This window comes from Actinotalea sp. Marseille-Q4924 (assembly GCF_916618755.1).
Classification (GTDB): Bacteria; Actinomycetota; Actinomycetes; order Actinomycetales; family Cellulomonadaceae; genus Actinotalea.
Genome location: NZ_CAKAKB010000004.1, coordinates 163,080 through 175,491, shown reverse-complemented (window position 1 = coordinate 175,491; position 12,412 = coordinate 163,080). Strand labels below are relative to the sequence as shown.

Below are 12,412 nucleotides of genomic sequence, written 5' to 3'. Positions count from 1 at the left end.
CCGCGACATATTCCGGATCTCTCCTTAGATTGGTCAAGAGAAGACCAAGTCGAGTGGAGGACCGTGATGACCACCCCCCGTGCGACCCGCGTCGGCCGGCTCGCCGCCGGCGCCCTCCTGGCGACCTCGGCGCTCGTCACGGCCGGGTGCTCGGCGACCAACCCCATCACCACCGACATCGCCTACCCGCCGTCCCACGGGCTGCCCGTCGACATCAGCGAGACGGCCGGCCTGGTCAACCTCATGGTGCTCACGGCCGAGGAGGGTGGGACGGGGGCGCTCTACGGCGCCGCGTGGAACGACAACACGGTCCCCGTCGACGTGACGGTCGCACTGCCCGACGGGACGGTCCTCGCCCGGGTCACGGTGCCGGCGGGCGGCACCGTGACGCTCGGGTCGGACCAGGAGGTGCAGATCGCGGTGCCGGAGGTCCCCGTGCGGCCGGGCGCCGTCATGCAGCTCCTGGTGGGCACGGACCGCGGCGGCCAGGTCGTCACACCCGTGCCGGTCCTCGACGGCACGCTGCCGCCGTACGACCCGCTGGTCCCCGTCCAGGCGTCCTGAGCACAGGTGCCCGCCGGGTCGACGGCGGCCGCCGTGCACCGGTCGTCCGGCCGCGCGACCGACCCGTCAGCCGAAGCGGCCGGAGATGTAGTCCTCCGTCGCCTGCACAGACGGCGTGGAGAACATCGTGCGGGTGTCGTCCATCTCGATGAGGCGCCCGGGCTCCCCCGTGCCGGCGATGTTGAAGAACGCCGTCCGGTCGCTCACGCGCGCCGCCTGCTGCATGTTGTGGGTGACGATGACGATCGTGTAGTCGTTCTTGAGCTCGGCGATGAGGTCCTCGATCGCGAGGGTGGAGATCGGGTCGAGGGCCGAGGCCGGCTCGTCCATGAGGAGCACCTGCGGCCTGACCGCGATGGCCCGCGCGATGCACAGGCGCTGCTGCTGACCGCCCGACAGGGAGGACCCGGGACGGTCCAGCCGGTCCTTGACCTCCTTCCACAGGTTGGCGCCCTGCAGCGACTGCTCGACGAGGGTCTCGGCGTCGCTCTTGGAGATCCGGCGGTTGTTGAGCCGCACGCCGGCCAGGACGTTCTCCGCGATCGACATGGTCGGGAACGGGTTGGGCCGCTGGAACACCATGCCGACCAGCCGTCGCACCGCGACGGGGTCCACGTCGTTGCCGTAGAGGTCCACGCCCTCCATGGTCACGGTGCCCTCGACGCGGGCGCCGGGGATGACCTCGTGCATCCGGTTCAGCGTCCGCAGGAACGTCGACTTGCCGCAGCCGGACGGGCCGATGAGCGCCGTGACGGAGCGGGGCTCGATCATCATCGAGACGTCGGCCACGGCACGGAAGGTGCCGTAGTAGACGTCGAGGTCCTTGACGTCGATGCGCTGGGCCATGGGTCTCTCTCTGTGTGCGCCGGGGGGCGTTCGGTCAGTGCCCGCGCGACGGCGCGAACCACCGGGCGATGAGGCGGGCGACGAGGTTGAGGACGAGCACGATGATGATGAGCACGAGCGCGGCCGCCCACGCACGGTCGAAGTTGACCGTCGCGATGCAGTCGAGCTGGTCAGGTCGGCACGGCACCAGGCCCTGCTGGTACTGCCGGTAGACGTACACCGGCAGGGTCATCATGCGGCCCTCGAACAGGTTGTAGTTGATCGAGTCGATGACGCCGAGGGTGATGAGGAGCGGTGCCGTCTCCCCGATGACCCGGGCGACCGCGAGCATGATGCCCGTGACGATGCCCGCCGCGGACGTGCGCAGGACGACCTTGACGATCGTCAGCCACTTCGGCACGCCCAGGGCGTACGCCGCCTCCCGGAGCTCGTTCGGGACGAGGCGGAGCATCTCCTCGCTCGACCGCACGACGACGGGCGTCATGAGCACGGACAGCGCGACGGCGCCGACCACGCCGAACCGGACACCCGGGCCGAAGAAGACGGCGAAGAGCGCGTAGGCGAACAGGCCGGCCACGATCGAGGGGATGCCGGTCATGACGTCGACGAAGAACGTCACGGCGCGCGCGAGCCGGCCGCGCCCGTACTCGACGAGGTAGATGGCCGTCATGAGGCCGATCGGCACGGAGATGAGGGCGGCGAAGCCCGTCACCAGGACCGTGCCGACGATCGCGTGGTAGATGCCGCCGGCGTCCATCCCGCCGAAGACGCCGCGCATCGACACGACGAGGAAGTACGGGCTGAGCCGCTCGAACCCGTTGACCAGGACGGTCCAGACGAGCGAGAGCAGCGGCACGAGCGCCACGAGGAACGCGAGAGTCACCACGCCCCGCATGCCGCGGTCCACGAGCTTGCGCCGGGTGTCGGGCCGCGTGAGCACGTCGCGCGTGCTGGGCGCTCCCGTCGTCGGGCGGGTGGAGGTCGTCGTCGTCATCAGTTCGCCCCCGAGAAGTCGGCACGGCGGGCAACGACCCAGCGCGCGAGCATGTTGACCGCCAGCGTGATGACGAACAGCGCCAGGCCCGTCGCGATGAGCGCGCTGACTCCCAGCGGGCTCGCCTCGGGGAACTGCAGCGCGATGTTCGCCGCGATGGTCTGCTGACGGCCCGCCAGCAGCAGAGCGAGGCTGTAGGTGAGGCCGGGCGAGAGGATCATGAGGACCGCCATCGTCTCGCCGAGGGCTCGGCCGAGGCCGAGCATCGACGCGCTGATGACGCCGGACCGGCCGAACGGGATGACCGCCATGCGCACCATCTCCCACCGCGTCGCGCCGAGCGCGAGCGCCGCCTCCTCGTGCAGGCGGGGCGTCTGCAGGAAGACCTCCCGCGAGACGGCGGTGATGATCGGCAGGATCATCACCGCGAGGACCACGCCGACGGTCATCATGACGCGGGCGGGGGTGGCCGCCGGGCCCTGGAAGAGCGGGATGAAGCCGAGCACCTGGCTGAGCCACTGCCACACCGGCTGGACCAGGGGCGCCAGGACGAGCCCGCCCCACAGGCCGTAGACGACGCTGGGGATCGCGGCCAGCAGGTCCACGACGTAGCCGAGCGCGCTCGAGAGCCGGCGCGGTGCGTAGTGCGAGATGAACAGCGCGATCCCGATGGCGACGGGCACGGCGATGAGGAGGGCGAGCACGGCCGCGACGAGCGTGCCGAAGATCAGCGGGCCGACGTACGTCAGGAGCGACCCGTCGTCGGGGATCCAGCTGATGGCGGTCAGCTCCTCGGCGCCCGCGGTGAGGGCGGGCCACGCCTCGTACAGGAGGAAGCCGGCGACCGCCGCGAGGACGACGAGGATGAGGGCGCCGGCGCCGGTCGACAGACCGGCGAAGACGCGACCCGCCCGGTCGCGCGCGGGCGCGCGGCGGACCTCCTGCGCGGGCGGCGGGGTGGTGGTCGGCTGCGTGGTCACATCGCCTCCTGGCTGATGGCCTCGACGACGGTCATGACCTGCTCGCGCAGACCCTCGGAGATCGGTGCGGACCCGGCCGCCTGCGCCGCGGCCGCCTGGCCGTCCTCGCTCGCCACGTACGTGAGGAAGGCCTCGACGAGCTCGCCGTCCGCCGCGTCGGCGTAGGCCGTGCAGGCGATCGTGTAGGAGACCAGGACGAGGGGGTAGGCACCGGGAGCCGTGGTGTCACGGTCCAGCGCCACGACCAGGCTCGCGGCCGGCCGGCCCTCGGCCCGGGGCGACGCGTCGACGACGGCGGCCGCCGCCTCCGGCGAGAACGGGACCCAGTCCCCCCCGACGCCGAGGGCCACGGTGCCGAGCGTCCCGGCCCGCGAGGCGTCCGCGTACGTGATGGTGCCCTGGCCGTCCTGCACCGTCTGCACGACGCCGGAGGTGCCCTGCGCGGACTGCCCGCCGGTCAGCGGCCAGTTGCCGCTCGGGTCGAAGGGCCACGCCTCCGGGGCGGCCTCGTGCAGGTACTCGGTGAAGTTCTCGGTCGTCCCGGACTCGTCCGACCGGTTGACCGGCGTGATCGGCAGGTCCGGCAGGGCGACGCCGGGGTTGTCCGCGGCGATGCGCTCGTCGTCCCACCGGGTGATGTCGCGGGCGAAGATGCCGGCGATGGTGGCCGCGGACATGTTGAGCGTCTCGACGCCCTCGAGGTTGAACATGACGGCGATCGGCGAGATGTACAGCGGCAGCTCGGCGACCTCGCCGGGGGCGCACCGTTCCTGCGCGGCCGCGAGCTCCTGCTCGTCGAGCGGTGCGTCCGAGCCGGCGTACGCGATCCCGCCCTCGACGAACTGGGTGCGACCGCCCCCGGAGCCGACCGGGTCGTAGGCAACGCTCACGTCGGGGTTCGCGGACTGGAAGCCGGCGATCCACGCCTGCATCGCCGCCTCCTGGGCGCTGGACCCGGCGCCCGCGACGGTGCCCGTGAGCCCCTCGACCTGCGCTGCACCGTCACCGCTGCCGGCCTGCGCGGCGCCGCCGCCCGGTCGCCACGGGTGGTTCAGCGGGTCGTCCGAGCCGCAGGCCGAGACGGTGAGCGCGAGGGCACCGACGACGACGGCTGCCGCGGCGCGCCGACGCGCGGACCGCCGGGGGGCGGTGGCGGGGGGCTGTGCGGTCGACGTGCCGGCGAGGTGGGGGGTCTGACGCATCGTCCGCGTCACGGCTCTCCGTTCGGGTCGGTCCGGCCGGGTTCTCGGCCGGGTCCACAGTACGAGGGTGCCCTACCGCGCGGTCGCCCCCGGGTGAACGGAGGGTGAACGAGGGGGGAAGAGTTGCCCGCGGCGGGCCTGTCCGCGTGCCGCCGGCCCGCGTCCGACGGGGACGGCGCTCGGAGATGGCGCCGACCCGACGCACGACGACGGCCGGCGGTCACCCCCCAGTGACCACCGGCCGTCGTCGTGCGCGCCGGCCGCTCCCCCCGGGGCGGCCGGCGCGACGGGCTCAGGAGATCTGCTCGACGATCTCCATGACGTTGGCGCGCATCTCCTCGGAGATCGGCGCGGAGCCGGCGGCGCCGGCCGCCTGCTCCTGGCCCTCCTCGCTGGCGACGTAGGTGAGGAACGCCTTGACGAGCTCGGCCGTGGCCGGGTCCTCGTACGTGGTGCAGGCCAGGGAGTACGACACGAGGACGATCGGGTAGGTGCCCGCCGCCGTGGTGTCGCGCTCGAGCTCGCGGACGAGGCTCGCCTCGCCCCGGCCCTCGGCCAGCGGGGACGCGTCGACGACGGCGGCCGCGGCCTCCGGCGAGTACGGCACGAACTCGTCGCCGACCTGCACGGCGACCGTGCCCAGCGAGCCGGCCCGCGAGGCGTCCGCATAGGTGACGGCACCCTCGGCCTCGGTCACGGTCTGGACCACGCCGGACGTGCCCTGCGCGGACTGCGTGCCGGAGATGGGCCAGTCACCGCTCGCCTCGTGCGGCCAGGCGTCGGCGGCCGCGGCGGCGAGGTACTCGGTGAAGTTCTCCGTGGTGCCGGACTCGTCCGAGCGGTTGACCGGCGTGATCGCCAGGTCCGGGAGCTCGACGTCGGGGTTGTCCGCGGCGATCTCCGGGGCGTCCCACTGCGTGATCTCGCCGGCGAAGATCCCGGCGACCGTCTGCGGCGTCATGTTCAGCGACTCGACGCCGGGAAGGTTGAACATCACGGCGATCGGCGAGATGTAGAGCGGCAGCTCGGCGGCGTCGCCCGGCGCGCAGCGCTCGGCGGCCAGGGCCGTCTCCTCCTCGTCCAGGGCCGCGTCCGAGCCGGCGAACGCCACGCCGCCCTCGACGAACTGGGTCCGGCCGCCACCCGAGCCGACCGGGTCGTACGCCACGGTGACGTCCGGGTTCGCGCTGCCGAAGCCCGCGATCCACGCCTGCATCGCGGACTCCTGCGAGCTCGCGCCGGCACCGGAGAGCTGACCGCTCAGCTCGCCCGTCGCGCCGGACTCCGCGTCGGTCGTCGGGTCCTCCGTGGCGGCGTCGGAACCGCACGCGGTGAGGGTCAGGGCCAGCACGCCCACGGCAGCGAGGGGGGCGATGCGGCTCGTGCGCTGAAGCTTCACGGTGTTCCGTCCTGTCGTCACGCCACCGGTCGGGTACCGGCGGTCGGTGTCGACGGCGACGTTAGGGAGCCCGCGTGACCGCATCCGGTGCCCCTGCTGAACGGGCGGTGAACGCACGACGGACGTTCGTGATCACGCGGCCAGGCGTCGCCCGCGGGTCAGGCCGGGGCGTCGTCGTCGGCGAGCTTGTAGCCGAGCCCGCGGACGGTGAGCAGCCTGACCGGCGCGCCCGGGTCCTTCTCGATCTTGGCGCGGACCCGCTTGACGTGGACGTCGAGGGTCTTCGTGTCCCCGACGTAGTCCGAGCCCCACACGCGGTCGATGATCTGACGGCGCGTGAGCACGCGCCCCGCGTTGCGCAGGAGCAGCTCGAGCAGCTCGAACTCCTTGAGCGGGAACGACGTGCGCTCGCCGTCCACCTCGACGACGTGGCGGTCGGGGTCCAGCCGCAGACCGCCGACGACGAGGACCTGCTCGTCGTCGTCCTCGACCGGCTCGGCGCGGCGGCGCAGCACCGCCTTGACCCGGGCGAGGAGCTCGCGGGACGAGTACGGCTTGGTGACGTAGTCGTCGGCGCCGAGCTCGAGGCCGACCACCTTGTCGATCTCCGAGTCCTTGGCGGTGAGCATGATCACCGGCACGGTGCTGCGCTGCCGCAGCCGCAGGACGACCTCCGTGCCCGAGAGCCCCGGGAGCATGACGTCGAGCAGGACGAGGTCCGCGCCGCCGCGCTCGAACTCCTCCAGCGCCGAGAGCCCGTCCGCGGCGACGGACACGTCGTAGCCCTCCTTGCGCAGGAGGTAGGACAACGGGTCGCGGTAGGACTCCTCGTCCTCGACCACCAGGATGCGGGTCATCGAGCGGCTCCTTCGTCGGGCGGGCCGGCGGTGCGTCGTGCGGCGGTCGGCAGGGTGTCCGGCGCGAGGGGCAGCCGGACGGTGAACGTGGAGCCGTGGCCGAGCTGGGACCACACCGAGACCTCGCCCCCGTGGTCGGCCACGACGTGCTTGACGATGGACAGGCCGAGCCCCGTGCCGCCGGTGTCGCGCGACCGTGCCGGGTCGACACGGTAGAACCGCTCGAACAGCCGGGGCAGGGCGTCGGTCGGGATGCCGATGCCCTGGTCCACGACGGCGACCTCGACCGCGTCCGCCTCCGGGCGCAGCGTCGTGCCGACCGCCACGCGCGTGCCGGGCTCGGAGTACGCCACCGCGTTGTCCAGGAGGTTGCGCACCGCGGTGACCAGCAGGTCGAACGAGCCGAGGACGACGGCTCCCCGCGGCACCGCGCCGACGTCGACCTCGATCGCCTTGCCGGCGGCGGCCGTGCGCGCGCGGTCGGCGGCCTCGTGCACGACGTCGGCGAGCGCGACGGGCGCGGCGGCCACGAGCGGGTCGGCGACCTGGAGGCGGGAGAGCTGGATGACCTCCTGCACCAGCGCCGCGAGGCGCGCCGCCTCGGTCTGCATGCGTCCCGCGAACCGGCGCACGGCGTCCGGGTCGTCGGCCGCGTCCTGCACGGTCTCGGACAGCAGCGCGAGGGCGCCGACGGGCGTCTTGAGCTCGTGCGAGATGTTGACCACGAAGTCGCGGCGGATCGCCTCGAGCCGGCGCGCCGCGGTGCGGTCCTCCGCCAGCAGCAGGACGTGGTGGTCCCCGAGCATCGCGACCCGCACCTGCATGACGAGCGTCCCGCCGCCGACGGCGCTGCGGGGCAGCTCGAGCTCCTCGTCGCGCGCCCGCCCGTCCCCGGCCACGTCCAGCACCATCCGCTCGAGCACCGGGTGCTGGAAGCGGTCGTCCCGGACCAGGCCGACCGTCCGCGCCGTCGGGCTGGCCCGGACGACGAGCCCGCTCGTCTCGGCGACCACGGCCGCGGACCGCAGCGCGGCGAGCACCTCGGTCGCCCCGCGGTCGAGACCGTCCGGCTGCGGGACCGCCGCCACGGCGGGTCCGGGACCCCGGCGACCGCGCGTGACCAGGACGCCGACGAGGGCGCCGAGCGCCACCAGCAGCAGGCCGGCCGCCACGAGGCCGACGGCAGCCACGCCGTCGGGAAGCGGAACGTCGATCACCAGGTCAGGGTATGTTCGCGAACAGGGGTCGGGTGCCACGCCACGGGTGACGACGGCTCCAGGACGGCAGAAGTTCACCGTCCGGACGAGAACCGTTCACCCGGCGCTGCGACCCTGTCCCGGCACTGCGACGAGAGGGAACTGATGCGGGACATCTTCACGGCCGAGCTCACCCAGCTCGGCGAGGACCTCCAGGCCATGAGCCGACTGGTCGAGTCGGCGATCACGTCGGCGGGCACGGCACTCCTCGAGGGGGACGTGGCGCTGGCGGAGAACGTCATCGCGGACGACAGCACGATCGACGCGATCGAGCGGGACCTGGACGAGCGGTGCGTGGCGCTCCTGGCCCAGCAGCAGCCGGTCGCCCGGGACCTGCGCATCGTCGTGACCGCCCTGCGGATGAGCGCGTCGCTCGAGCGCATGGGCGACCTCGCCCGGCACGTCGCCGAGGTGGCCCGGCTGCGCTACCCGGGTCGCGCGATGCCCGCGGAGATCGAGCCGCTGTTCCGGCAGATGCACGAGAGCGCGGTCCGCGTCGCGCAGCGCGTCACGACGGTGCTCGGCTCGCACGACCTGGAGCTGGCCGAGGAGATCGAGCGGGACGACGACCTCCTGGACCGCCTCCACCACTCCACGTTCACCGCGACGCTCGGCGGCGATCTCACCCTCACGCCGCAGCAGGTCGTCGACGTCACCCTGCTGGGCCGCTACTACGAGCGCTTCGGCGACCACGGCGTCTCGGTCGCACGGCGCATCGTCTACCTCGTCACCGGCGAGCTGGACGAGCACGGCGGTCCCTGACCCCTGCGGAAGGGCCCGGACCCGGGCCCGCCCGAGCAACCGACGACGACGCCCGCCGTCCCTCAGGGGCCGGCGGGCGTCGTCGTCGTGGGTCAGCGCCCCTGGTTGGCGACCGCCTTGATGGCCTCGGCCGCGGCGTCCGGGTCGAGGTAGCGCCCACCGGTGGTCACCGGCTTCAGCGTCTCCTCGTCCAGCTCGTAGAGGAGCGGGATGCCGGTCGGCACGTTGAGGCCCGCGATCGTCTCGTCGTCGATGTCGTCGAGGTACTTGATGATCGCGCGCAGCGAGTTGCCGTGGGCCGCGACGAGCACCGTCTTCCCGGACCGCAGGTCCGGCACGATGTCGCTGTCCCAGTACGGCAGGGCGCGCTCGAGGACGTCCTTGAGGCACTCGGTCCGCACGACCGGGGCGTCGGCGTAACGGGGGTCGGCGTCCTGGGAGAACTCCGAGCCGAGCTCGATCTCCGGCGGTGGCACGTCGTAGGAGCGGCGCCAGAGCATGAACTGCTCCTCGCCGAACTCCGCGAGCGTCTGCTTCTTGTCCTTGCCCTGGAGCGCGCCGTAGTGGCGCTCGTTGAGGCGCCAGTGGCGGCGGACGGGGATCCAGTGGCGGTCGGCCACGTCGAGGGCCAGGTTCGCGGTGGTGATCGCGCGGCGCAGCAGCGAGGTGTGCACGACGTCGGGGAGCACGCCGGCGTCGGTCATGAGCGTGCCGCCGCGCTCGGCCTCCTCGACGCCCTTCTCGGACAGCGCGACGTCCACCCAGCCGGTGAACAGGTTCTTGGCGTTCCACTCGCTCTCGCCGTGGCGGAGCAGCACGAGGGTGTAGGTCATGGTGGCCATCCTGCCGCATGGTCCCGGGCCGCTCCCGGGACGTCCCGCGCGGGAGCGGGGCCGCTCAGGCGGTGGCGCGGGACGGCGTCCGGCGGCGGCAGAGGTCGTACACGCCGACGACGGCCTCGGCGGCGGACTCCCACCCGAGCCGACGCGCGTGGTGCGCCGCCCCGACGCCGAGCGCGGCCCGACGCCCCTGGTCGCCCAGCAGGCCCGCGAGCGCCGACGCCCACTGCCGCGGGTCGTGGCCGGGCACGAGCGCGCCGGTCACGCCGTCGACCACGACGGTGCGCAGGCCACCGACGGCGGCCGCGACCACCGGGGTGCCGCACGCCTGGGCCTCGGCCGCGACCAGCCCGAACGACTCGCTGCGGGACGGGACGGCGACAAGGTCCGCGGCCCGGTACCAGCGGGCCAGACGGGCGCGGACGACCGGGGGCCGGAAGTCGACGCGGTCGGCGACGCCGAGGTCCGCGGCCAGCGCGCGCAGGTCGTCCAGGGCGGCCGGGTTGCCGCTGGGCCCGCCGAGGACGACGAGCCGCGGCAGACGCCCTCCTCGGGAGCGCAGCTCGCCGAGGGCGCGCACCAGCACGTCCGGCCCCTTGAGCGGCTGCACCCGGCCGGCGAAGAGGACGACGTCGTCGTCGAGCGGCAGGCCGAGCGCGACGCGGGCCCGCGCGCGGGCGGCGTCGAGCTCCCGGGTGGTGAGCAGTCGCGACGGCGCCCCGCTGGACCGCTCGCCCAGGTCGGGGTGGAACAGCTCGAGGTCGACGCCGGGCGCCACGACGTGCACGTCCGCCGGGTCGGCGTCGTAGAGGCGGACGAGGTCCGACGCCTCCTCGGCCGTGCTGGCGACGAGGCCGTCGGCGGCGGCGACGACCTGCTCCTCGCCGATGATCCGGCCGCGCGGCTCCGGCCGGTCGCCGGGGGCGAGCGCGGCGTTCTTCACCTTGGCGAGCGTGTGCATGGTGTGGACGAGCGGCACGTCCCAGCGCTCGGCGGCGAGCCAGCCGACCTGTCCCGACAGCCAGTAGTGGGAGTGCACGACGTCGTACCAGCCGGGCCGGCGGGCGGCCTCGACGCGCAGGACGCCGGCGGCGAAGGCGCACAGCTGCCCGGGCAGCTCGTTCTTGTCGAGCCCCTCGTACGGTCCCGCGGGCACGTGCCGCACCAGGACGCCGTCGGCCATCGGGACGGCCTCGGGCTGTCGCGAGCTCGTCGCCCGCGTGAAGATCTCGACCTGCGCGCCGCGTCGCGCGAGCGCCTGGGCCAGGTCGGTGATGTAGACGTTCATGCCGCCGGCGTCCCCGACGCCCGGCTGGTCCAGCGGCGAGGTGTGCACGGACAGCATCGCGACGCGCGGCTGGTCCAGGCTCACTGCACTCCTCCTCCGCGGGCGCCGACGGGTGGCCACATCCCCAGGGGAACCACCGTCGGCGGCCGGGGCATTCCCGGTCGATTCTGCCGGTCCGGGACGGGTGCGACGAACGGACGCGTCAGCCGACGACGACGCCGGAGGCGACCGGGTCGTCGACGACGGCCTGGAGGACCGCGAGCGCCGCACCGGTGAGCGCCGGGTACGCCCCGGCCTGCGCCACGACCACCTCGACGGGGGCCCACGGCGCGACGATGACGTGCCGTGCGAGCGCGTCCTCGACCGGGCCCCGCAGGTGCGCCGCGAGCACGGCGTGCGTCCCGCCGAGGACGACCTCCTCGACGTCGACGATGTTCACGACGTTGGCGAGGGCCACACCCAGGGCCTGGCCGGCGACGGCCAACGCCTCCAGGGCGCGCGGCTCTCCTGCGTCCGCGGCGTCGCACAGGGCCCGGACGGGGCTTTCCCGGGGCAGGCCCGCGCGGTCCAGGATCGCGTCCTGACCCGCGAGCGACTCGAGCGTGACCCCGCCCGTGAGGTCGACGACCGTGTGGCCGATCTCGCCGCTCCAGCCGTGCCGGCCGGGGAAGATCTCGCCGTCGAGCACGATGGCCGCGCCGATGCCCACCTCGCCCGACACGTACACGAAGCTCTGCGGGCCGGTCTCCCGCCGCGCACGGGCCTCGGCACGTGCGGCGAGGTTCGCCTCGTTCCCGAGCCAGGGCGCCAGGACGCCGTCGGACGCGGGGTGGCCGGCGAGCAGGGCCAGCACGTCGACGTCGCGCCAGCCGAGGTTGGGCGCGACGCGCAGCGGACCGGTGATGCGGTCCACGAGCCCGGGCAGGGCGAGGGCGGAGCCGGCGACGACCGCGCCACCCGCGCGCACCGGGCCGACGACGGCCCGCTCGAGCTCCGCGAGCGCGCCCAGCACCCGGGTGGGGTCGCTGCGCCGGAAGTCGGCGTGACGGACCTCCTCGGCGAGCACGGAGCCCGCGAGGTCGAGGACCCGCACGCCGAGGTAGTCGACGTTGACCTCGAGGCCCACGCCGACGACGGCGCCCGACGCCGGAACGAGGGGGACGGCCGGGCGACCGGCCCGCTGCGCCGCGACCGGCGGGAGCTCGGCAACGAGCCTGGCCTCCACCAGCCGGTCCACCAGCGCGGACACGGTGGCCCGCGTCAGCCCGGTGGCCGCGGCGACGTCTGCTCGGGAGACTGGCCGGGGCGCGTCCACGACGTGCCGCAGGACGAGGCCGAGGTTGTGGTGGCGCAGGCTCTCCTGGCGCGCGGGTCGCGCCACAGCGGAGGTGCTCATGGCTTGACCCTACCCGTCGGCCGCGATAA

Annotated in this window: 12 protein-coding genes; 2 read left to right on the top strand and 10 right to left on the bottom strand. The window is 73.9% G+C overall.

What is annotated here, in order from left to right; all coding sequences use genetic code 11:
- Nucleotides 1–66: 66 nt before the first annotated feature.
- Nucleotides 67–564, top strand: coding sequence for a hypothetical protein (locus tag LG379_RS13590; RefSeq protein WP_225755129.1), 498 nt, complete (start codon nt 67–69; stop codon nt 562–564).
- A gap of 66 nt (nt 565–630) precedes the next feature.
- Here the strand turns inward: LG379_RS13590 and pstB are convergent, their stop codons facing one another.
- The 7 genes from pstB to LG379_RS13555 form a co-directional block, all read right to left on the bottom strand.
- Nucleotides 631–1,410, bottom strand: coding sequence for a phosphate ABC transporter ATP-binding protein PstB (gene pstB / locus LG379_RS13585; protein WP_225755128.1), 780 nt, complete (start codon nt 1,408–1,410; stop codon nt 631–633).
- A 34-nt stretch (nt 1,411–1,444) separates the two neighbouring features.
- Nucleotides 1,445–2,404, bottom strand: coding sequence for a phosphate ABC transporter permease PstA (pstA, locus tag LG379_RS13580; RefSeq protein ID WP_225755127.1), 960 nt, complete (start codon nt 2,402–2,404; stop codon nt 1,445–1,447).
- The gene (pstC, locus tag LG379_RS13575; RefSeq protein WP_225755126.1) at nt 2,404–3,384 is read right to left on the bottom strand and encodes a phosphate ABC transporter permease subunit PstC; all 981 of its coding nucleotides are present in this window, start codon (nt 3,382–3,384) and stop codon (nt 2,404–2,406) included. The genes pstA and pstC overlap by 1 nt, the downstream gene beginning before the upstream one ends.
- Nucleotides 3,381–4,598 (bottom strand): phosphate ABC transporter substrate-binding protein PstS, encoded by a 1,218-nt coding sequence (locus LG379_RS13570; protein ID WP_225755125.1) that lies wholly within the window; start codon nt 4,596–4,598, stop codon nt 3,381–3,383. The genes pstC and LG379_RS13570 overlap by 4 nt, the downstream gene beginning before the upstream one ends.
- A gap of 280 nt (nt 4,599–4,878) precedes the next feature.
- Nucleotides 4,879–5,985 (bottom strand): phosphate ABC transporter substrate-binding protein PstS, encoded by a 1,107-nt coding sequence (pstS, locus tag LG379_RS13565; RefSeq protein ID WP_225755124.1) that lies wholly within the window; start codon nt 5,983–5,985, stop codon nt 4,879–4,881.
- A 158-nt stretch (nt 5,986–6,143) separates the two neighbouring features.
- On the bottom strand, nt 6,144–6,842 hold the full coding sequence (locus LG379_RS13560) for a response regulator transcription factor (protein ID WP_225755123.1): 699 nt from the start codon (nt 6,840–6,842) through the stop codon (nt 6,144–6,146).
- A complete protein-coding gene (locus LG379_RS13555; protein ID WP_225755122.1) occupies nt 6,839–8,059 on the bottom strand; it encodes a cell wall metabolism sensor histidine kinase WalK in 1,221 nt (406 codons plus the stop codon). The genes LG379_RS13560 and LG379_RS13555 overlap by 4 nt, the downstream gene beginning before the upstream one ends.
- 144 nt (nt 8,060–8,203) lie before the next feature.
- Between LG379_RS13555 and phoU the strand changes: the two genes are divergently transcribed.
- Nucleotides 8,204–8,860, top strand: a complete 657-nt coding sequence (phoU, locus tag LG379_RS13550) for a phosphate signaling complex protein PhoU (RefSeq protein WP_225755121.1) — start codon at nt 8,204–8,206, stop codon at nt 8,858–8,860.
- A 92-nt stretch (nt 8,861–8,952) separates the two neighbouring features.
- On the opposite strand, the gene LG379_RS13545 is transcribed toward phoU, so the two are convergent.
- The 3 genes from LG379_RS13545 to LG379_RS13535 form a co-directional block, all read right to left on the bottom strand.
- A complete protein-coding gene (locus tag LG379_RS13545; RefSeq protein WP_225755120.1) occupies nt 8,953–9,693 on the bottom strand; it encodes a phosphoglyceromutase in 741 nt (246 codons plus the stop codon).
- A 64-nt stretch (nt 9,694–9,757) separates the two neighbouring features.
- A complete protein-coding gene (gene mshA / locus LG379_RS13540) occupies nt 9,758–11,071 on the bottom strand; it encodes a D-inositol-3-phosphate glycosyltransferase (RefSeq protein WP_225755119.1) in 1,314 nt (437 codons plus the stop codon).
- Nucleotides 11,072–11,189: 118 nt separating this feature from the next.
- The gene (locus tag LG379_RS13535) at nt 11,190–12,383 is read right to left on the bottom strand and encodes an ROK family transcriptional regulator (protein WP_225755118.1); all 1,194 of its coding nucleotides are present in this window, start codon (nt 12,381–12,383) and stop codon (nt 11,190–11,192) included.
- Nucleotides 12,384–12,412 lie beyond the last annotated feature (29 nt).

What these genes read in the sequence shown, in the direction of transcription:
- LG379_RS13545 (WP_225755120.1), bottom strand. Translation starts at nt 9,693, where the DNA reads ATGACCTACACCCTCGTGCTGCTCCGCCACGGCGAGAGCGAGTGGAAC.
- pstA (WP_225755127.1), bottom strand. Translation starts at nt 2,404, where the DNA reads ATGACGACGACGACCTCCACCCGCCCGACGACGGGAGCGCCCAGCACG.
- pstB (WP_225755128.1), bottom strand. Translation starts at nt 1,410, where the DNA reads ATGGCCCAGCGCATCGACGTCAAGGACCTCGACGTCTACTACGGCACC.
- phoU (WP_225755121.1), top strand. Translation starts at nt 8,204, where the DNA reads ATGCGGGACATCTTCACGGCCGAGCTCACCCAGCTCGGCGAGGACCTC.
- LG379_RS13560 (WP_225755123.1), bottom strand. Translation starts at nt 6,842, where the DNA reads ATGACCCGCATCCTGGTGGTCGAGGACGAGGAGTCCTACCGCGACCCG.
- LG379_RS13535 (WP_225755118.1), bottom strand. Translation starts at nt 12,383, where the DNA reads ATGAGCACCTCCGCTGTGGCGCGACCCGCGCGCCAGGAGAGCCTGCGC.
- LG379_RS13590 (WP_225755129.1), top strand. Translation starts at nt 67, where the DNA reads ATGACCACCCCCCGTGCGACCCGCGTCGGCCGGCTCGCCGCCGGCGCC.